Genomic DNA, 20740 nt, shown 5'->3' with positions numbered 1-20740 from the left:
GTTTGGGTTTGAATAAATTCAAACCGCCCTACACATATTTGGTTTGTCGAAACAATGTTCAGTTTTCAAAGGTCTACTCGTTATCCGCCGAAGCAGACAACTTAATCATCATATCATTTGGCTGATATGCTTGTCAACAAGAAGTTTGATTTAACAACGTTTCTTGTTGGTTCGTCATCGCCAAGCGACAACTTAATTAGGATAACATTCCGTCGGCACTTCGTCAACAACTAATTTCAATCATTCAAATTGGTCTAGTTGGTGATTCCTCGTGACAACGTCTATAACTATACCAAGCTGGGCCTGCCGCGTCAACTAAAATCGCCTCTTTTCATACACCTTTTTTCAAACGCATATCATCCATTACCAACCGAGATTATAGTTAGCCAACGGCCGTGTGTTCCCTAGCTAAAGCACGCTGACTGTTCGGCTTTGTTTTTCCCTCGTTGGGCATCTCACCGTCGTAACTTCCCCAATAAAAAAGCTGGAAGTCACCTTCCAGCTCACGAGCTGTTCCGCTTATTAAAGAACCAGCTAACCGTTAATTATTCAAATTTACTGTACCCGAGCTAAGAAGTAACGCTTCTTCCCGCGCCGAACAATTACGAACTTACCTTCAAAGGCACTCGTCGGATCAATTTCGGCGTTAGTGTCGGTCACCTTTTCACCGTTGATGCGAATGGCCCCATTGGTGATATCTTCACGGGCCTGGCGCCGAGAAGACTCAATCTGCGTAGTATCAACTAACCATTCGACTAACCCTTGCTTATCCGAAGAGACCGTTACGGATGGCATGTTCTTGAAGCCTTGTTCAATTTCACTGGCCGTTAACGCCGCAACATCCCCAGAGAACAACGCCTTAGTAATGTGTTTAGCTTCGACGACGGCTTGATGGCCATGGACGAATTCCGTGACTTCTTCAGCCAAGCGGGTCTGGGCTTCCCGCTTTTCGGGGTGCGTGGCGACCGCCGTGGCCAAATCCTGAATCTCATCTTGGCTCAAGAAAGTGAAGTACTTCAAGAACTTCACTACGTCGCGATCATCCGTATTAATCCAGAATTGGTAGAATTCGTACGGTGAAGTTTTCTTCGGGTCCAACCAGACGTTGCCCCCTTCAGACTTCCCGAACTTGGTGCCGTCCGCCTTCAAAAGTAACGGGATGGTCAACCCGTAGACCTTAGCGTCGGCGCCTTCTTGCCGGTGAATCAAGTCAATTCCTGAGGTGATGTTGCCCCACTGGTCGGCCCCCCCGATTTGGAGTTGCACGTCTTCGTGCTGGTAAAGATGTAAGAAATCGATGGATTGCAGAATCTGGTAAGTGAATTCCGTGTAGGAAATCCCGACTTCCAACCGGGACGCCACGATTTCCTTGTTCAACATGGTGTTGACGTTGAATAGCTTCCCGTAATCCCGCAAGAAATCTAATAGGGAGAGTTTGGACAACCAATCGTAGTTGTTGACGATCTTAAAGCTACCATCCTGCCCAAAAAGATGTTCCATTTGAGCCGTTAAGCAGTCCTGGTTGTGCCGAACCTGGTCCATAGTCTGAAGTTTCCGTTCCGACTTCTTGCCGGACGGGTCCCCGATAGAGCCCGTGGCCCCACCAATCACGATGTATGGCCGGTGACCCGCTAACTGGAACCGTTTCAAAATCATAAACGGAATCAAATGCCCAATGTGCATCGAATCCCCCGTCGGGTCAATCCCCGCGTATAACCCCACGGCCTTTTGGGCGACGAGCTCACTCAGCCCCGCTTCGTCCGTTTGTTGGTTAATGGCACCCCGCCACTTTAACTCATCAATAATCGACATCTTGTTTCCTCCTATAACTAAAAAAGTCCCCAACGGTCACATGACCATCAGGGACGAATCTAAAATCCGCGTTACCACCCAAGTTGTTGTCAGTTTTGACAACCGCTCGTCATCGTTAACGGAATGGCCCGCCGGTAAATTCCGGGTGCTCCACAGGGTAATTCATGTTCCTGGTCGGACTGACTCCCACTCCCGTCAGCTCTCTGAACCGTTGCCAAGACCACTACTGAACTGTTTCGTTGCTTATGGTCTTGATGATACTGGCCCTAAGGCGAAAAGTCAACTCTCTAAAAGAGCCCCGCGATGCTGGTCCAGACGATTTGAACGTTCAACACCGTCAACACGATCGTGCTAATCCAGGCCAGCCACGTAACCCACCGTTTGTTGACGTATTCCCCCATGATTTTCTTCGATGAGGTGAACAACGTCAACGGAATCATGGAAAACGGCAGGGCGATGGACAAGAAGACCTGGGAGTTGACCAGCAAGCGGTCCAACGCCATTTCGCTTCCCCCGTAAATAATGGTACAAATGACCACGGGTGCTACGGACAAGAGCCGCGTCACCAACCGCCGGACCCAGATTGGGACCCGCAAGTTGATGAACCCTTCCATAATCACCTGACCCGTCAAGGTCCCAGTGATCGTTGAGTTTTGACCGGAAGCTAACAGGGCGACTGCAAACAAGGTCGATAAGAATGGTGACGCTACGGCACCCGCCAATTGATTGTCTTGTAAAGCGGCGTACAAGTTTCCAAACGTTCCTAATTTATCCACGTCTTTTCCGAAGAACAACGCTGCCCCCAAGAGTAACAGCAAGCAGTTGATGACAAAGGCCCCAATCAACTGAATGTTCGAGTCCCAGGTCGTGAACTTCACGGCCCGGCGCATGTCTTCCGGGTTGTCCCGGTCGAACTTCCGCGTTTGCGCAATCGAAGAATGTAAGTACAGGTTATGCGGCATCACCGTAGCCCCTACGATTCCCAAGGCCATGGTCAACTGACCCGGATGGAGAATCTGGGCTTGCGGCATGAAGTTAGCAACCGCTTGACCCATGTTTGGTTGAGCGATGACTACTTCGTAGGCGAAGACCACCAGAATCACTGCAATCAAGCAGATAACGATGGCTTCGATTTTCCGGAAACCTAATTTTGTCAGTAACAATAGTAGTAACACATCGAAGACGGTCAAAGAAACGCCGATAATCAGCAGAATCCCGAACAACAGTTGCAGGGCAATCGCACCCCCGATAACTTCGGCGATATCGGTCGCCATGATAGCTAATTCAGTAACAATCCACAGGATGAACCCGATTCGTTTTGACGTGTATGAGCGGGTGGCTTGCGCCAAGTCTTTTTGCGTCACAATGCCCAGTTTAGCCGCCATGTATTGCAGCAACATCGCAATCAAACTGGAAATCAAGATCACGGACATCAGTAGGTAACCGTATTGGGCACCCCCACCAATCGACGTGACCCAGTTACCTGGGTCCATATACCCCACAGCAACCAAAGCGCCCGGTCCGGAAAAGGCCATCAAGTTCTTCCAGAACCCCTTACCCTTCGGAATCGTGACGGTCCCATTGATTTCTTCCAACGACGGTCCGTTTGCGTACCCCAGCAGGCGGTCTGATTTAGCTGCCGGCGCCTTGGAAACGTTGTCTGTCATGTTATTCCACTCCCCTATCTCTTATGGTAGTCACCATTATACGGACGGGCAGGCCATTGTAAACGGGGATCGGGGGTTCTTTTAACGTTGGCCCTTAACCAATAAGACTAAAAATGCGGCGGGAGCTTATTCCGCCGCGATTCTGGGTGAACAATTATTTTCATGGAAGCCACGCACGACACGGCAAATTCGGAAGCTACCGCGGTTCTTTTTCGCTTTTGCTAAAAATCCAGGGCAAATAACGACAGTTCGTGGCGGCGTAAAGTCCGAATCCGCCGGTCCAGATTCTCCCCGTATTTCAATTCCTTGAGCCAGTGGAACGTCTCCAGCCGGTGGGCCGTCGCAAACCGCACGGCCTCGGGATCCGTCCCGTACAACACGATATAGTTGCCACGGTATCGTTCATCGATGGTCACCGTATCGGTCAATAACTGCAGATGCACGACCCCGCCCAACAGTCGGTTGAAAATGTCCGTGGTGACACCCAACATGTCATACGAGACTAAAAATTGGACCAGGGCCGACGTTAGATTCAGCCCGTTGGTATACTTACTCAAAAATTTCTGGACTAGCCGCAAGTCACTCGGCGTGACCGCTTTAGGGTAGAGTTTTGCTAAATTAGCCGCAATCTCCGCGGCGGCTTCCGTCGAGGTCGGCGTAGTGCGATATAATGCCGTCACTTCAGGCCGCAACAACGGGTCAACGCGAAATAACAACATAAACTGCCCCAACGAGAACAGCCAGTTGGCAAACCAATTGGTCCCGGTCGCAAAGTCACTCAATACCGAAATGTTGGGGGCCAATTGATACCGCGGGGCCTGTTGCCGCAAACCGGCGTACAACCGTTGCATGTTGCGCGGTTGCAAAGCCCGCACAAAATACGGGGAACTGGTCAACAAATAATCTAACGTTGCCAGTTCGGTCAAGGCCTCCCGTGGGGAATCACCCAATTCTTGCTGGAATTTCGTGGCCAAGGCCCGTAGATCCGTCAAGTGGACCAGCGGAAACCGGAGGGGCGCAAACCGATGCCCCTGCGACAATCGCAGTAACGTCAAGGTGATCAATAAATTCCGGTGTTGCCCCAATCCCCGCGAATTTTGATACGTGGCATCACTGGTGTAAGTCGTGCTGATAGCGTCGTACAATCCCTGGTAGGTCGGCGGTAACTCCGGGAGTTCGTCCACCGTAGTCAAAGTCGTACTAAATAACGTAAAGTATAACAACGCGACCAACGCCTCATCTCCCACCAATTGTAAAGGATTGGTGGTCAATTCTAGCCGATACTGGGCCAGCTGTTGGCGCATCGGTCGCATCCGGCGATTAAAGGTCGATGTACTGATACCGTACCGTTCGCAAAGTTCGCGGACCTGTTGGGGCTTGGGTCCCAACGTCGCCAACACGGCTTGATACGGAATACTCCGAACATACAGCCAGTGACGGTAATCATCCACCGTCACCGGTGTCTGCAATTCGTCCTTCGTTAACGTCGTGGCTGGGGCTAAATGTTTCAAGTCCGTTCGTAAGTTCAAGAGAATATGGTATGCCTGTGAATAGCTCCCTTGCATTCTGGTGGCAAAATCCACCAGGTTGAACTGACCTTGATGGTCAATGATAAACGATAAGAGCCGGAGCTTGCGGGTGTCTTTTACCGTCAACATCGCAAAATCAATTTTCACGTTGCTCACTCCCCCAAAGTTCACGAACAGCCCCCGATTCCAGAATCAGGGGCTGCTGAGGTGATTCAATCATCACTCAATATTGGTAATCGTGACGTGCCGAACGTCTAATTCGGTCAGCGTTTCCTTCAAAATAATTCGCGGATCGTCATACCGGATGTCCGGTAGAACGCTGCTCAGGTAGTTGCCGGTTAACTGGCCCGCTTGGACTTCCGGCTGGAGAATCACGCGCTGTTGATCGCTGGTGGTCAATGTGACCCGCTTGCCAGCGGCTAAACGTTCAACTAATGGTAATGTGGGTACCTTCTGCATCATTCTAATCGTCCTCCTATCCATTCGCTTTTCCATCTATATTTTACCACGGCATTCCCAATTAGAACGCCTGATACCCTCGCTTTTAGCACGACCGACCAACCAATTAGCGGGCAAAGCCACCATCCCCCGTCATCAAGTCCCGGCTAAACCATCCCCCGCTTCGTGCGCGCTGCAGTTCATGGCTGGCGGTGCGGGTGAAACCCACCCTCCAGCGGACACGACGCAACAATCATCGCATACCCGATTAGCGCTGAATCTAAAGGTTACATTTTAGTAACGTTTGGATTGAAAGCGTAAGCCACGGCCCTAAACCATGCTATGCTCAAAGGCAGGCTAATTGATGCTATCGATAATTTATACCAGGGGAGAAAGCAATTATGTGGCTGAATAATTTAAGTACCACCTTTATCGTGGGGTACCCCATTTTCGTATCCATCGTTTGGATCGTGGGGGGCCTCTTTTCGAGTCTCTATCGGCACCGTCAGAATCGGACGCTCGTCGCCGCGGCTGACGAACCATTCGTGTCTATCCTGATCCCGGCGCACAACGAAACCGAGACGCTAGCCGAAGCCGTCGCCTCACTCACCAATTTGCACTACCAACATTACGAGGTCGTCATGATCGATGATTGTAGCACCGATGCTACCTGGCCACTCATGGGTCAGCTTTGTCAGAACTGGGCGGGGACACTCGACTTGCACCGGCTACATCTACCGATCAACCAGGGTAAAGCCAACGCCTTGAATCAAGGCGCCCAGATTGCCCGAGGTGATTATCTCGTCGTCATTGACGCTGATTCCTTGCTCCAACCAGACGCCATCACGCAATTAATGACCACCCTGTTGGCCCGGCCAAACTGCGGTGCCGTGACCGGCAAGCCCATCGTCCGCAACCGCTCGACGTTATTGGGCCGGCTCCAACTGCTGGAATACGTGGCCGTCATCGACCTGATCAAGAAAGCTCAGGCCTACCTGACCGGCAACATCACCACGGTCTCCGGCGTCATCGTCGCCTTTCGCCGTGAGGCCTTACAAGCCGTTGGCGGCTGGAATCCGGCGGTCATGACCGAGGACATTGACATCACCTGGCGCCTCTACCGTCATCACTGGCAGACCGCTTACGAACCGCGGGCTATCTGCTGGATTTTGGTTCCCGAACGTTTAGCCGGCCTGCTCAAGCAACGGCAGCGTTGGACGCGCGGCGGCCTCGAAGTTTTGATCACCAACCGCCGCGGGCTGCTACAAAACCCTTGGGGCCAACGCAGTCTCTTGCTCGAATCCGTCATCAGTAACTGTTGGGCCATTTTGACCGCCATTTCATTGGTGGCTTACGGCTTTCAACTGCTGTTTTTGCACAATCTGGCGCTCAACGGCAACCTGTTGGCCTTGATGTTCGCCCTCAACGCCATCCAATTCACCATTGGCTTCATTGCCTCACAGACCACCGCCGACTTGACCTTACCCGAGTTGCTCTTGGTTCCGGTCTACGTCCTGTACTACTGGCTGATCAACCTGGTCAGTTGTCTAGCCGCAGTCAGCGCCTACTTCGTGGACCCGCAACGTCGAGGAACCTGGCGCAGTCCCGATCGGGGGGTGTAACTGATGTCACCTTCTAACCAATCCCCTATTATTCGCCGGCAGACTAGTTGGGTCAGCCGGAGTTTACGGGGCCTCGTGCTCATCGTGTTGTGGGCCTTCATCGTCTTAGTCGTGGTGACGAACCTGGGCTTCAGTCTGGGCTGGTACAACGACACGCTAGTCAGTTTATATTTGCTCTTTAATTTGCAGGCCCACGCTAACAGTGCCTTTTTATGGCTGATTTTGGGCTTACTCATCAGCACGCCGCTCTACTGTATCGGGCGCTGGTGCTACCTGAAGGGAGGGAAAAGCGCATGACCCGTCGGCTACGTTTCTGCCTATTAATTGGTCTATTTACCTGCCTGATACTGGGGCTGGGCTGGACCACTCACCACCAGGCCACCCACCAACACGCCACGCAAGAAAGTTACGCCTTGCCTAAACGTTACCAACAAGTCAAAAACGGCATCATGGTCTTTTGCTACCACCGCATTCTGGGTGATAGTTGGTCGACGCGCCTGGTCCAGGGACTATCGACCAACTCCCAACTTCACGAGTTCAACGTGCCCGCCGACCAGTTCAGCGCCCAGATGAAGTACTTGCACGACCACCACGTCAAGGTGATCTCGGCGGCAACCATGGTCCGCTTGGTGCAACAAAAACGGCCCCTCAAGGGCAAATATGTGGTCCTGTCCTTTGACGACATCGACCGAACCGTCTTAGACCATGCCGTGCCGGTTCTGAACCACTACCGCTACCCGTTCACCACCTTTATCATCACCGGCAACACCGGCCGGTACCGGGAAGGCACACAATTAGCCACCTGGTCACAAATCAAAGCCGCGCGCCGGACCACTTACGGGCGGATGACGTTGGGGTTGCACACGCATAACCTGCACTACCTCGACGCCCACATGACGCCGGTCTTCATGCACCCCCACGCCACGGGTAAGTTCAAACGCGACTTCGCCCAATCCAAACGTGACCTGGTTCACCACACCGGCGTGACCGGGGACTCGTTTGCCTTTCCGTACGGCGCCGGGACTGACGCCATCAACGCCTTTTTGGCCCGGCAACGTCTGACCTGGGTCGCCACGCTCGATGCGGGGATCACCACGGACGACACTGACCTCAACGCCACGCCGCGAGTCATCGTCAACCACCAAAGTTGGCCATCTATTCAACGCTGGCTGACTCAAGATTAAACCGCAACAACTATAAATGCTCACCAATACTGGCCGCCTTGGCCCGTATCGGTGAGCATTTTTTACCTTATTTATTGATGGCTTGAGCCTTTGTGGACCGGACCGCCGCCGGTCGTAACCAGAGCATCCCCAGACCGTAGATTACTGCGGTCAACAGCATGGCGATAAAGGTCGCCCCCACTGAGTTGGCAATCAGCGGCCACTGTTTCAAGCCCCAGTAAGCCGCGACCCCGAAGACCCAGCTGGCCACGGCAATCCAGTTGATGCCGTGATGGTACCAGTAAGCGCCCTGGACCTTAGTGAATTCGGACAAGCGGTACTGGCGGTTGCGCAACCAGAAGAAGTCGACCAAGAAGACCGCGATTTCGGGTCCCAGAAACATCCCGATACCGTCCAGAAAGGCTTCGAAAACGTCCAAGAAACTGGCAAGGTACACCGGAATGAACGTGACCACCGTGGCGGCAAGCGTCACCAACCAGAGACTGACGTTCAACGACAACTTGGCACACAGATTGGTCAGCGCCGAACCGGCCGACATTAGATTGACCGCGTTGGCCGTGGTACTGGTCAACACGATGACCAACAGCGCCAATACCCCCAGGCCCAACTTAGCCGCGACCGTGCTGGGGTCGGAATTGTTCGGGTCGAAGTGTTGGAGGGTGACCGCCGTGCCAATCGTGGCGAACAACCCGATGAAGGCAAACCAGAACAGGCCAATGTTGGCGCCGAAGAACGACGCCGTGGTGGCCGCGGATTTCTTCGCGGTAAAGCGGCTAAAGTCGGCCGCAGCCGTGACCCAAGCCAGGTTGAAGGCCGCCAGCGTATCGGCCGCGACCCCCGACGACATTTTCAGGTGTTGTGGCGGTTGCCAGCTGGCAATGGCGCTAAAGGGGACCGTCCGGAAGACCACCACGGATTCCCACAGGACAAAGACGATGACTAGAACGATACCGACCCGTTCAATCAAGCGCACGGACCGTTCACCGACCGAGATACTCAATAAATGCAAAACGCTCATAATCAAGATGCCAATGATCAAACCGAAATTGCCCCCCGGTTTGCCGTACAACGGCCAGCCGAAGAGGTCGCCAAAGATGTAGCTGATGGACGTGGCGGCAATGAAGGTGTTCACCGCGGCCCAACCAATGAACTGAATCACGTTGATGATCGAGGGCAAGTAACTGCCCCGCACCCCAAACGCCGCACGGGTCAACGTCATCGCCGGCAACCCGGTGTGGTACCCCATGTAGCTAGCCAAAGCCAACAACGTGTACGAGACCACCCCCACAATGATCAACGTGGTCGAAGCCGTCAGTAAGCCACACGCGGCGATGACGCCGCCAATGTACCAGGTCCCGTTATTGGCGTTGGCGCCAATCCAAGTCGCGAACAAATCCCAATTGGACATGTGGCGCCGGTCGCGGGGTACCGCTGCAGCCCGTCCCAACGTCGCCGTTGCCTTCGTTTGCGTTGTTGTCGTTGTCTTAATCTCCTGTGCCATGACTGGAAAGCTCCCTTCTTCTAACCGTTACAGAATCTGACCGACAAATTCTCCTTTGGGTAACGTCTTAAAGTCATAGGTGGCAAAATCCGTCACTTGCTTGGTGTACCAGTGTAAGCATTCGGTAATCATCAAGTTGACCGCTTCGTCCTTTTCTTGCAGGGCCAAAATCGGTTGATTGCGCATGGTGGCCACGCCGAGTTCGTAAGCCGTGCCGGAATCGAGGTTCTTGGCCTCAAAATCAAGGACCGTGACGATGACATCAGCGGCTTCGATTTGACTCATATCGCGATGGAAGATTTCCGTGGCCCAAGTCTTAGTGAATTGTTCGGCCTGAGCGTCCTGGTGCAACCGTGGCGAATAGAAGTCTGTGACCGTTGGGTTAGCGGCTAAGGCCTGCTCTAGCCGTGTGACCCGATCAACCTGTTCGGGACTGAAAAACGGACTTGCAACGTAAATTTGTGCCATGTAAAATTCCTCCAATATTTTTTTCAACCAACCGAGCGCATGAAAAAAGCGACCGAATTCAACAGAACTCCGGCCGCTAGTTGCGCGCAAAAATGACGCTTTTCTACCGTACCTTTGTTAGTCTCTCTGGGCTAAAGTTAAAAGGACTATTTGGTTGTTAGTCCGTATTATACGGTCTTGGGAGGACGGCGTCAATTCACTTTTGCCCCATAGTGGGAGACAAATTTGACTTGCCGCCTAGTAGCTGGGCCTCTCTTGGACGCAGCTAAAATTTAAACGGTCCCCGAACAAACACTGAGGGGTGATTGGTAGCGAGACGCCCCCAATCACCCCTCAACTGGCGTCACGATTCCCCCACCGTGACACCACAACCAGCACAATTTCCCCGAGAACTGGTCGCCCCTACTCTCTAGCCATTTTGACGACTAGGGTTATATTGTAGCATGGCTTTTTTTCGTTTGACTAAAGAAAGGCTAAAAAATAGCTTAAGCTTAGGCGCGCTGGGAAATCACTAACCCACTAATGGTAAGGCAGATACCGACCACGATCCAGGGCGTAATGGCCTCGTGTAAAATCAGCGCGGCAAAGATGACCGTGATTACCGGCGTCAAATAGATGTAAACGCTGGTCTTGACGGCGCCTAAGGTTTTGACCGCATAAGCCCAACTCAAAAAACATACGGCCGATGCTCCCAACCCCAGGAACAGAAAGTTGCCTAAATTGGTCGCCTGCAGGACCGTGTGAAGCGGAATCCGACTGTGCGTTAAAGCAAAGATGGGCAGAATAAAAATCAACCCGTAGGCGAAGGTCCGCCGGGTCACCTGAATCGGGTTGTAGCGCAGGTGATTCAAGTAGATAACCACGTAGGAGTATAGCGCCCAGACCATCGCGGCCAAGACCGCCATCAAATCTCCCCAGAAGTTGAAGTGGACCCCGCTGGTACCGTTGAACGAAATCAGCACAATGCCCGCCATGGCGGCTACAAACCCAATCAAGAACTTGCCCGTCAGGTGGTTACGACCCAGTAGCGCCCCGATCATGGCGATGAAAAACGGGGAAATCGACACGATGACCCCAATGTTGGATGCCAGCGTTAAGGTCAACGCGAAGTTTTCGAGTAAGTAATACAGGCAGATGCCCAGTAGCCCCGCGAGGGCAAAGGCCCCCTCTTCGTGCCAACTCGTGAATTTAAAAAACTTGGGGTAGATTACAAAGAGCGCAATCAACCCAATCAGAAACCGCGTCATCAAGATCTCGATGGGCGTAAAATCGACCAGTAAAATTTTCGTGGAGATAAAGGTGGTCCCCCACAACAAGACGGTGAGGAGGGCCACCAGATGCCCACTGAGTGCATTTTTGGTTTGCACGCCAACCACATTCCCTTCTCAATTTGAGTCTCGTCCGGCCGGTTTGCCAGCCCGACCGGCACGGCTTCTAGTATACCGTTTTTTGAGATGGTGTCGGGCCTAAATTTTTTCGGGTGCTCTAGACCAGCACCGCGGTTCCTCACCCGGCTTGACTTAGCGGCGCCGGCCCGCAGTCGACCGGAAAAAACGCTGTTGTTGTTTAAAATGAAGATTGCTAAAATGTATGGGAGTCGCTAAACATTAACCACTAAATTATCTTAGGAGTTGTCATCATGAGTAAAAAATTCTGGCGGATCACCGGTCTGGTGATTGTTGCGTTGGTGCTTGTGGGTGGGGCTACCGCCTACCACGAACGACATAATATCCGGCGCTACCTGCTGGTCAATCAGCACTACACCAAAAAGGACATCTTGTCGACCAATCAGATCAAGTTGAACATTCGTCCAGCGTTGTCCACCAAGAACACCACGGCCACGAACAAGTTGACCAGTGGTTACCAAAAACAGCTAAAGGCGTTGCCGACTGGGGTCAGTCACGCCAAGACCATCGTTAACCCGTACAAGACGTCCCCCCTCTCCGGTTTGATCTTGGTCAAGACCGCTAAGGCGACCCGCGTCGAGTTGACCGTCCACGGGAATACCAAGGCCACGACCATCCACCAACGGATCAAAGGCTATCGGACCAACCACAGTGTGGGCGTTTTAGGCCTGTACGCCAACCGCAATAACCGGGTCACTTTAAAATTCACCACTAAGAGTGGTCAGGTCACCAAGCATAATTACCGCTTACAGACCACAAAGGCCCCGAAAGGTATCGGCAAGAACACCTTGAAGACTAGTCATCCCAAGAAGATGGCCCTGGGTAAGGGCAACACCAAGTTGACCTTCGCCGTCAGCAGTCAAGGCTACACCTACGGGATGGATGCCCGTGGGAAGGTCCGCTGGTATAGCAACCTCCCCATTTCTCACGTCTTCAAACAGTTGGCCAACAACCACTTGTTAATCTTGACCAAGATTTCGGCCAGCGATGCCAAGTCTAACGCGCTGCGTGAGACCGACTTCTACGGTCGCGTTTACCGGCAGTACAACATGAACGGCCTCTTCCCGACCAAGCAGAATAAGCATAAGCTGGCCGACAACACGGTGATTCACCACGACGCCATCGAGTTGCCGAACCACAACTTCCTGTTGACCGTCGATGATGGGAGTCAGGACTTCGTTGAAGATACCATGATTGAGATCGACCGGCAGACCGGGAAGATCAAGAAGGTCATCGACTTGAAACGGATTTTACCGAAGTCAGCTTACAACAACTACAACGGCACCCACCGTTCCGACGGGAAGACCGACTGGTTCCACCAAAACTCGATGGTTTACGACAAGAAGACCAATGAACTCATCGTGTCCGGGCGGAATCAGGATATGATCTTCGCCATCAACTACAAGACCAAGAAGCTCAAGTGGATCTTAGCCGCTCCCGAAAAACTGCCGAAGAGTTACCGAAAGTACCTGTTGACACCCAAGAACAAGAACTTCCGCTACAATGGTGGCCAACACGCGGTCATGTTCCTCGACCCTAACAAGAATCAGGGGAACAAGCTCAAGTTACAGTTCTACGATAACAACGTCCCAGTGACCCGGGGCAAGACTAAGCAATCTAAACAATGGTCCGCTGGTGAAATCGTCACCATCAACCAGCTCAACCGGACCGTCAAAAAGACTTGGGAATTCGGGCAATCCCTGGGCAAGCGCAACTTCACTAACATCGTCGGCAGTAGCTACGCCGTCGGCAAGGGCAACACCCTGATTGGGTTTGGCTACGCCGATTCCGGGAAACGGAGTGAGTTCGTCGAAGTCAACCGTAAGACCAATAAAGTCGTCTTTGACGTCGACCGGACTAACTTCCCGCATGGCGATTGGAGTTATCGCGGGCAACGGATGACCCTGTATCCACAAAGCGCCCAACTGAAGTTAAGTCAAATTAAATAACCGCACCCGAAAAAGCGGGCACCGGCCAATCACTATGATTGGCCGGTGCCCGCTTTTAATTCTGTGTCGACTAATGTTCGTTAATTGCTACTACTGCTTTGGCTTGGCGCACCGCTGGGTTGACCACTCGGTCGCTTGCCACTCATTCCTTTGGGCCCCTTCTTCATCTGCTGGGCCTGGGTCGTTTTGGCTTGTTGTTGGCCCAGCATGTAACCGGTCCCTCCGCCACCTAAGAAGAGGATGACCCCCGCTAAGAATAGGGCAATCCAGCGTTTGGGGCGTTGCGTTGCATTTGTGTGCATGGTTCCCACCTCGTTTCGTCAATTTTCACTGGACTAAGTCTAGCAAAACCGGCTTAACGGTAACTAAAAGTCGGCAATTCGCCCTTGCATTTTCCGGGAAATATCCGTATTATAAGAACTATCAAAGAGAGATTTGATTATAATGTTCGTTATAAGAGGGAGAGACTTGCATGCGTAATGTTTATTTGAACCATGACGGTAGCGTCGACGATCTAGTATCCTTATTGCTGCTACTCCAAATGAAAGATGTTCGTCTGACTGGAGTCGGTGTGATGGGCGCCGATTCCTACCTGGAACCGGCCGTGTCCGCTAGCCGGAAGGTCATCGACCGGTTTGGCCACGGCGCCGTGCTCAACGTAGCGGCCTCCGATTCTCGCGGTGTACACCCGTTCCCGAAGGAGTGGCGGATGGAAGCCTTCAGCTTAGACGCTTTTCCCATCTTAAACGAGAGCGGCACCGTCAAGACGCCAATCGCCTCGAAACCAGCTCACCTGGACATGATCGATAAGATTCAGGCTGCCGACGGTCCCACAACGCTGGTCATGACGGGACCGCTGACCGACTTGGCCCGGGCTTTGGACGTGGACCCGTCCATCACCGATAAAATCGAACGACTCTACTGGATGGGCGGCACCTTCGACGGTCGCGGCAACGTCGCCGAACCCGAACAAGACGGCACCGTTGAATGGAACGCCTACTGGGACCCTCAAGCCGTGAAGACCGTTTGGGACAGCCCGATTGCCATTCAAATGGTCGGCCTGGAAAGTACCCGCCAGGTACCACTGACACCAGCCGTCCGCCAGCACTGGGCGACCTTACGCCAACACCCCGCCCTCGATTTCTTGGGTCAGGGTTACGCGTTGGTGCCACCATTGGAACACTTTGAAACCAACTCAACCTACTTCCTATGGGATGTATTGAACATAGTCGCGAGTCAATCCCCAGAAATCGTGACTACCAAGGAAGTCACCAGTGCCGTATTGACTACCGGTCCCGGCCAAGGTCGGACCTACGAGATTGCCGATGGCCGCCCGTTGACCTTAGTCACTAAAGTCGACCACGACGCCTTTTTCCAGCGAATCGATGACCTAGCCATGCTGGCTGACTAATCTCCCACTCTTGGTTAAGTGCTGACCATTACCCTCCGAAATTAATTGCGTTCGCTTCTCAAAAGCGGTACACTTTTTTCGTGAACATACTTACGAACTATTAAATAATTTATTGGAGGTTGGTTAGCATGAGTCATCGTTTAGACGGAAAAGTAGCCATCGTTACTGGGGGCACCCTGGGGATTGGCTTAGCGATTGCGGACAAATTCGTGGCTGAAGGCGCGAAGGTCATGATCACCGGGCGGCACGCCGACGTGGGTGAAAAAGCGGCTAAGAGCATTGGTGGCCCCGATGTGATTCAGTTCTTCCATCACGATGCCACGGACGAACAGGGCTGGGTCGATTTATTCGACGCCACCGAAAAAGCCTTTGGCCCCGTCACGACGGTGGTCAACAACGCCGGTATGGCCGTGAACAAGAGTGTCGAAAACACCACGACTGAAGAATGGCACCGCCAATTAGCCGTCAACCTGGACGCCGTCTTCTTCGGTACCCGGTTGGGAATCCAACGGATGAAGAACAAGAACTTAGGTGCTTCGATCATCAACATGTCCTCCATCGAAGGCTTCGTGGGTGACCCGAACTTAGGGGCCTACAACGCCACTAAGGGGGCGGTCCGTATCATGTCCAAGTCCGCTGCTCTAGATTGCGCCTTAAAGGACTACGACGTGCGGGTCAACACCGTGCACCCTGGCTACATCAAGACGCCATTAGTTGATGACTTGCCTGGTGCCGAAGAAGCCATGTCTCAACGGACCAAGACGCCAATGGGCCACATCGGTGAACCCAACGATATCGCCTACATCTGCGTTTACTTGGCTTCCAACGAATCCAAGTTCGCCACGGGATCCGAATTCGTTGTCGACGGGGGCTACACCGCCCAATAAACAAGTTTCACCTTTAACTCAATGTATCCCAACAATACAATCACGAACTGGAGTCCGGGTCATCCCCCGGGCTCTTTTTTATCCCCATTTTAAGTTATTTAAGGCTAACCTAATTTTTATGTTGGCGAGTCTAACTTTTTCGCGTATAATGAATAACCGGAAAAAGGAAGGACTGGCGAAGATGGCGAAAATTACGTTTGTGGGTGACATTCACTCGGCAGCGGATGATTTACGAGTGCTCTTGACGGACCCCACCATTCGCCATAGTCGACTGATTTTTGTCGGCGACTACATTGATGGTCAGGACCAACGTCGTTTCAGCAATCACGTGGAGCACACGCAATTGGATCCGCTAGGTGTGCTCGATATCTTAATGACCCGGGTCACCCGCTACGGCGACGTGGCTCTACTGGGAAACCACGATGAGTTGTGGGTCGAAACGGCTCGCAAGAACGCCACCGATTACAAACTTTGGCGGCACAAGAGTGGTCATCAACTGGCCCAACAACTGGGGATCCACGCCACGAAACTATCCGCCGTAGCCGCCGCTTTGCACGAAAAACCGCTACGCAAATACACCGACTTTTTAGCCAGTCTCCCGTTAACCTGGGAAAACGACACCCTCTTTGCGGTCCACGCCGGCTTGAACTGGCACCGGACTTTGCAGCACCAGCGGACCAAAGACCTCTTGGATATTCGCGGCCCCTATTTCTACCAAAACGCGGCCAAACCGACCAAGTGGCACAAGAACCGCCTGGGTAAAATCATCATCACTGGCCACACCCCGGTCCAAAAACTCTGCGCGACCGGCTACGGTTACCTCAAAATGCAGGCTAACGACCACGATACGCCGCGCTACCTCATCAACGGTGGCAGTCGCTCCAAGCGTTTCGATAGTGGTATCTCGGCATTGACTCTGACCAGTTCCGGGCGCTTCGTGCAGGAAAAGCGGGTCATCAAGGGCCACCTCTACGATGGCCACCAAAAAGTCACCGAAAAGATGATCAGCGATTAATTCTTTGGCTTCAACTCACACAAAAAGCCCCGTCATCCTGACAGCCATTGTGCCTGGCGTAAGGATGACGGGGCTTTGTTCAAAGTTAAGTTGATTAGGCGTAAAGTTTAGCGACCTGTTCCTGGACTTGGTCATGCCCCAAGAACTCATCGTAACTGGTATCGGCGCGGTCGACTAAGCCCTTCGGCCCAACGGCCACGATGCGGTCGGCAATCGTTTGGATGAACTCATGGTCATGGGACGTGAAGACCATGCTCCCAGGGAATTCAACCAGGCTATCGTTCAGCGCAGTGATGGATTCGAGGTCCAAGTGGTTGGTAGGGTCGTCTAAGACTAAGACGTTGGCTTTACTCAACATCATCTTGGAAAGCATGGCGCGGACCTTTTCACCCCCGGAAAGCACGTTGACCGAACGGGTCACGTCTTCACCGGAGAAGAGCATCTTCCCTAAGAAGCCTCGCAAGAAGGTATTGTCGCTTTCTTCCTTGGACGCGTACTGGCGCAACCAGTCGATGACCGTCATGTCATCTGCCGAGAAGAACTCGTTGACGTTTTTCGGCAAATAGGTCCGACTGGTGGTCTGGCCCCAGGTCACGGTACCGGCGTCGGGTTCGAGGTTACCGCCCATGATTTCCATCAATACGGTGGTGGTCAAGTCATTGCGACTGACGAAGGCCGTCTTTTCACCGGGCCGTAAGGTAAAGCTCAAGTCTTCGAACAACGTCACGCCGTCGATGGATTTGGTCAGATGTTCGACGCGCACCAGGTCGTTGCCCAACTCGCGTTCGGGCACGAACTTGATGTAGGGGTACTTCCGCGATGATGGCTGGATGTCGTCCAACGTGATTTTGTCCAGTTGTTTCTTCCGTGAAGTGGCCTGCTTGGACTTCGAGGCGTTGGCACTAAAGCGCGCGATGAAGTCTTGCAGTTCCTTGATCTGGTCGGCCTTCTTAGCGTTGGCATTGGCCTTCAATTGAGCCGCCAACTGGCTGGATTCCAGCCAGAAATCGTAGTTCCCCACAAAAACGGTAATCTTGTTGTAGTCCACGTCACACATGTGCGTGCAGACCTGGTTCAAGAAGTGCCGGTCATGGGAGACCACGATGACCGTGTTTTCGTAGTCGGCCAAGAAGCTTTCCAACCAACTGATGGATTGCACGTCCAGCCCGTTGGTCGGTTCATCGAGCAGTAACACGTCGGGATGGCCGAACAGGGCCTGGCCCAGCAAGACCTTCACCTTTTGCGGTTCGGTCAAGTCACTCATCAAGCTCCCGTGCAGGCTTTCGTCGATGCCCAGGTTCTGTAAAAGTTGACTGGCTTCGGATTCGGCTTCCCAGCCGCCCATTTCGCCAAACTCGCCTTCGAGCTCGGCGGCGCGCAAGCCGTCTTCATCGCTGAAATCGGGCTTCATGTACAGCGCGTTTTTTTCGGTCATGATATCGTAAAGCTTTTTGTGACCGCGGATGACCGTGTTCAGCACCACTTCGTCGTCAAAGGCAAAGTGGTCCTGGTTCAAGCTAGACATCCGTTCGTTGGGGCCCATGCTCACATTCCCGGTTGTCGGTTGTAAGCGGCCTTCCATGATCTTTAACAGGGTCGATTTCCCGGCCCCGTTGGCCCCGATCACCCCGTAGCAGTTACCGGGCGTAAATTTTAAATTGACGTCGCTGTAGAGTTTGCGACCTGAAAACTGCATACTAACGTTGGAAACAGTGAGCATAGAACAATCCTCCATGATTTAGATTTTGACATGAAAAAACAACGCGACGTTTGCGCGTCCACGCTGCTTTTTGAAAAGTCGTGGTTAAGTTGCGTTAGCTTAACATAAAAACTAGACGAACGCAATCACGAACAACGCCTAATCTGGCGTGGTCTGTTGCCAGGACTGCCGGGCCGCATAACGTTCCCGGTAGGTATTCGGCGTCATTTGGAAATGCTGCTTAAAAGTCACAAAGAAGTTCTTTTCCGTGTGAAATCCGGTTTTGCGGGCGATCTCTTGAACCGATTCCTGCGAGGTCATGAGCAGTTCGGCCGCTCGCTCCAAGCGGACCTGCCCCAAATAGGCCTTGGGCGAGATGCCCAAATAGGTCTTGAAGTAGCGGGAAAAATACACGCTCGAATAGTTGAGTTTGGCAGCCAATTTAGTAATCGAGACCGCGTTGGCGTAGTTATCCTGAATCTCATTGACCGCTTGACGCAACGGATCTGGTAAGGGCCGTTGGTCAGTCACGATTTGACCGGTCACCGTCAAGTGCTTGATCAGTTCGCCGACCAACCGGTACTCGGCACCCAAGTTAATCAGGTAGTCCGAGCGTTTGTCCGACGGCGACAACGCCCCGCCGACCAAGACTTGGACGGCTTGATGAAGTGGCAGATACGGTGCCATGGTCAAATCCAAGTCGAGCGGCCCCCAGACCGGTAACTGGTCACTATCGACTAACGTTCGCAACCAAGCCGCCGGCAATAACAGCGTGATGACCTGATTGTCCTCGTCTAGCATGGTCTCGTAACTGTGGACGACCCCCGAATTGATGATATACAAATGGTGCGGGACCATCTGATAAGTCGAGCTCCCGATGCGCACCCGGCCGGGTTGTCCCCGGTAAGCATAGGCCAATTTCACCGCCTGGTGCCAGTGTGGCAAGACGTTTTTCGGGCCACCCGTCCCGTGTAAAATCAATCGTAATGGCAGTTCCATCTGAAAGTTTAACCGTTCATGATACGGTCGTGGCATCTTAGTCCCCCGTTTCTTCTGGGTCAACGTGATTATCGGCCGTTTGGTTGTCCAGTCAGCCGTCACTGTCACCCAACCGGCTGGCCTGCTTCTGGCTAGTCGCGCCACCAAACCCATTGGTCACGCGTGAGTTGTCTCGTTAACCATAGTATACCGCACCAGCCATAAAGGTGGTTAATTTTAGTAACCCAATAACTAAATTACCGGATTATGTATTGATGACAATTTCATTATAATGGGGTCATAAACGTTGCGGGTTCCAATCTTTGGGCCTCACGTTTAGGCTCATCTACGAGATGCGACTGGGGGGTCGGCGTCCCGCCGAGTCGGTCACTCACTGGCCAACGTTAACCGTCAGATTTAGATTATAGGGTCATTTAGTAACCGGTAATCCTTTTTGGGGAAAGGGTCGACCGGTCAGCCCCTTGCCAACACTACTCACGTTTGATTCTGCAGGCGCACTTTGGGGGAAGCCGTCTTCAGAAGCAAACGTGCCCGGACCCCGGGTCATCTGCTTAGGGGAGCCAGCTAACACGCATGGTTAGCTGGTTTTTTCGTGTCTGCTTTTAGGACCGTAGTTGGGCCGCCAGCGCCGCGTAATCCCCCGCAAAAAAGCTGTCCTTGACGTAGACCAAATCTAAATCGTGGGCCAATCGGCCGGACGCCAGGGGCAACTCGACGAGTTTTCCCGCCGCCAGTTCGGCCTGCACCACGGACCGGTACACGAAACTGACCCCCACATCAGCTAGCAGTAACTGCCGAATCGCCGCCGAGAGCGTAAAATATCTTGTGTAAATGCATAAAATATTTCTGAATTGTATAGAAATAGGGAATGCCTTCCCTTATGATATTTAGTAACCACAGAAAACATCACAGGAGGCATTCCCCATGAATGAACTTACCACAGAAATTATCACTGCACTAGCCCAAAAGCAAGATTTGGACGAAGTTTTTCGTCACCACCTCGAAATTGCGATTAACCAGCTGCTTCAAACCGAATTGGCAGGGTTTTTGGGTTACGAACGCTACTCATACGCTGGGATTAACACTGGTAATAACCGCAACGGCAGTTATGAGCGCTCGTTTGATACGAAGTACGGCCAACTTAACTTAACCA

General features: G+C 52.7%; 19 protein-coding genes and 1 other annotated feature. Of the genes, 8 read left to right on the top strand and 11 right to left on the bottom strand.

What is annotated here, in order from left to right; genetic code table 11:
* Nucleotides 1–555 precede the first annotated feature (555 nt).
* The 4 genes from tyrS to DXH47_RS10645 all read right to left on the bottom strand — a co-directional run bounded on the left by tyrS (nucleotide 556) and on the right by DXH47_RS10645 (nucleotide 5470).
* Nucleotides 556–1812, bottom strand: coding sequence for a tyrosine--tRNA ligase (gene tyrS / locus DXH47_RS10660; protein WP_129033296.1), 1257 nt, complete (start codon nucleotides 1810–1812; stop codon nucleotides 556–558).
* A gap of 46 nt (nucleotides 1813–1858) precedes the next feature.
* Nucleotides 1859–2061, bottom strand: a binding site (T-box leader).
* Nucleotides 2062–2099: 38 nt separating this feature from the next.
* Nucleotides 2100–3479 (bottom strand): Nramp family divalent metal transporter, encoded by a 1380-nt coding sequence (locus tag DXH47_RS10655; RefSeq protein ID WP_129033295.1) that lies wholly within the window; start codon nucleotides 3477–3479, stop codon nucleotides 2100–2102.
* Between the two features lie 221 nt (nucleotides 3480–3700).
* Nucleotides 3701–5155, bottom strand: a complete 1455-nt coding sequence (locus DXH47_RS10650) for a helix-turn-helix domain-containing protein (protein WP_129033294.1) — start codon at nucleotides 5153–5155, stop codon at nucleotides 3701–3703.
* A 72-nt stretch (nucleotides 5156–5227) separates the two neighbouring features.
* Nucleotides 5228–5470: a hypothetical protein gene (locus tag DXH47_RS10645; RefSeq protein WP_129033293.1), complete on the bottom strand. Its 243-nt coding sequence runs from the start codon at nucleotides 5468–5470 to the stop codon at nucleotides 5228–5230.
* 377 nt (nucleotides 5471–5847) lie between these two features.
* Here DXH47_RS10645 and DXH47_RS10640 point away from each other — a divergent pair, with 377 nt between their 5' ends.
* The 3 genes from DXH47_RS10640 to DXH47_RS10630 are packed head-to-tail and all read left to right on the top strand — an operon-like array spanning nucleotide 5848 to nucleotide 8252.
* On the top strand, nucleotides 5848–7068 hold the full coding sequence (locus tag DXH47_RS10640; RefSeq protein WP_129033292.1) for a glycosyltransferase: 1221 nt from the start codon (nucleotides 5848–5850) through the stop codon (nucleotides 7066–7068).
* A 3-nt stretch (nucleotides 7069–7071) separates the two neighbouring features.
* Nucleotides 7072–7365 (top strand): hypothetical protein, encoded by a 294-nt coding sequence (locus tag DXH47_RS10635; protein ID WP_129033291.1) that lies wholly within the window; start codon nucleotides 7072–7074, stop codon nucleotides 7363–7365.
* Nucleotides 7362–8252: a polysaccharide deacetylase family protein gene (locus DXH47_RS10630; RefSeq protein WP_170955015.1), complete on the top strand. Its 891-nt coding sequence runs from the start codon at nucleotides 7362–7364 to the stop codon at nucleotides 8250–8252. The genes DXH47_RS10635 and DXH47_RS10630 overlap by 4 nt, the downstream gene beginning before the upstream one ends.
* A gap of 67 nt (nucleotides 8253–8319) precedes the next feature.
* Here the strand turns inward: DXH47_RS10630 and DXH47_RS10625 are convergent, their stop codons facing one another.
* From DXH47_RS10625 to DXH47_RS10615, 3 genes are all read right to left on the bottom strand, one after another.
* Nucleotides 8320–9753, bottom strand: a complete 1434-nt coding sequence (locus DXH47_RS10625) for a cytosine permease (protein WP_129033289.1) — start codon at nucleotides 9751–9753, stop codon at nucleotides 8320–8322.
* Nucleotides 9754–9780: 27 nt separating this feature from the next.
* Nucleotides 9781–10221, bottom strand: coding sequence for a nucleoside 2-deoxyribosyltransferase (locus DXH47_RS10620; RefSeq protein ID WP_129033288.1), 441 nt, complete (start codon nucleotides 10219–10221; stop codon nucleotides 9781–9783).
* A 491-nt stretch (nucleotides 10222–10712) separates the two neighbouring features.
* Complete coding sequence (locus DXH47_RS10615; protein ID WP_129033287.1) at nucleotides 10713–11588, bottom strand: DMT family transporter; 876 nt, start codon at nucleotides 11586–11588, stop codon at nucleotides 10713–10715.
* 272 nt (nucleotides 11589–11860) lie between these two features.
* Between DXH47_RS10615 and DXH47_RS10610 the strand changes: the two genes are divergently transcribed.
* Nucleotides 11861–13576: an aryl-sulfate sulfotransferase gene (locus DXH47_RS10610; RefSeq protein WP_129033286.1), complete on the top strand. Its 1716-nt coding sequence runs from the start codon at nucleotides 11861–11863 to the stop codon at nucleotides 13574–13576.
* 80 nt (nucleotides 13577–13656) lie between these two features.
* Here the strand turns inward: DXH47_RS10610 and DXH47_RS10605 are convergent, their stop codons facing one another.
* On the bottom strand, nucleotides 13657–13878 hold the full coding sequence (locus tag DXH47_RS10605) for a hypothetical protein (protein ID WP_129033285.1): 222 nt from the start codon (nucleotides 13876–13878) through the stop codon (nucleotides 13657–13659).
* Between the two features lie 170 nt (nucleotides 13879–14048).
* On the opposite strand from DXH47_RS10605, the gene DXH47_RS10600 reads away from it, so the two are divergent.
* The 3 genes from DXH47_RS10600 (at nucleotide 14049) to DXH47_RS10590 (ending at nucleotide 16889) form a co-directional block, all read left to right on the top strand.
* Entirely contained in the window at nucleotides 14049–14987 is a 939-nt protein-coding gene (locus DXH47_RS10600; protein WP_129033284.1) for a nucleoside hydrolase, read from the top strand.
* A 128-nt stretch (nucleotides 14988–15115) separates the two neighbouring features.
* The gene (locus DXH47_RS10595) at nucleotides 15116–15874 is read left to right on the top strand and encodes an SDR family oxidoreductase (RefSeq protein ID WP_129033283.1); all 759 of its coding nucleotides are present in this window, start codon (nucleotides 15116–15118) and stop codon (nucleotides 15872–15874) included.
* A gap of 181 nt (nucleotides 15875–16055) precedes the next feature.
* Nucleotides 16056–16889, top strand: coding sequence for a metallophosphoesterase (locus tag DXH47_RS10590; protein ID WP_129033282.1), 834 nt, complete (start codon nucleotides 16056–16058; stop codon nucleotides 16887–16889).
* A 94-nt stretch (nucleotides 16890–16983) separates the two neighbouring features.
* On the opposite strand, the gene DXH47_RS10585 is transcribed toward DXH47_RS10590, so the two are convergent.
* The 3 genes from DXH47_RS10585 to DXH47_RS10575 form a co-directional block, all read right to left on the bottom strand.
* The gene (locus tag DXH47_RS10585; RefSeq protein WP_129033281.1) at nucleotides 16984–18609 is read right to left on the bottom strand and encodes an ABC-F family ATP-binding cassette domain-containing protein; all 1626 of its coding nucleotides are present in this window, start codon (nucleotides 18607–18609) and stop codon (nucleotides 16984–16986) included.
* 138 nt (nucleotides 18610–18747) lie between these two features.
* Nucleotides 18748–19695, bottom strand: coding sequence for an AraC family transcriptional regulator (locus DXH47_RS10580; protein WP_225423573.1), 948 nt, complete (start codon nucleotides 19693–19695; stop codon nucleotides 18748–18750).
* Nucleotides 19696–20189: 494 nt separating this feature from the next.
* On the bottom strand, nucleotides 20190–20348 hold the full coding sequence (locus DXH47_RS10575) for a hypothetical protein (protein ID WP_233449227.1): 159 nt from the start codon (nucleotides 20346–20348) through the stop codon (nucleotides 20190–20192).
* Between the two features lie 163 nt (nucleotides 20349–20511).
* Here DXH47_RS10575 and DXH47_RS10570 point away from each other — a divergent pair.
* Nucleotides 20512–20740, top strand: a 229-nt coding sequence (locus tag DXH47_RS10570) for a transposase (protein ID WP_170955014.1), incomplete at its 3' end; no start/stop codon positions are given.

Origin of the sequence: Levilactobacillus suantsaii, assembly GCF_004115745.1 — a bacterium.
Lineage (GTDB): Bacteria > Bacillota > Bacilli > Lactobacillales > Lactobacillaceae > Levilactobacillus > Levilactobacillus suantsaii.
This window is presented reverse-complemented; position numbering and strand designations above follow the sequence as displayed.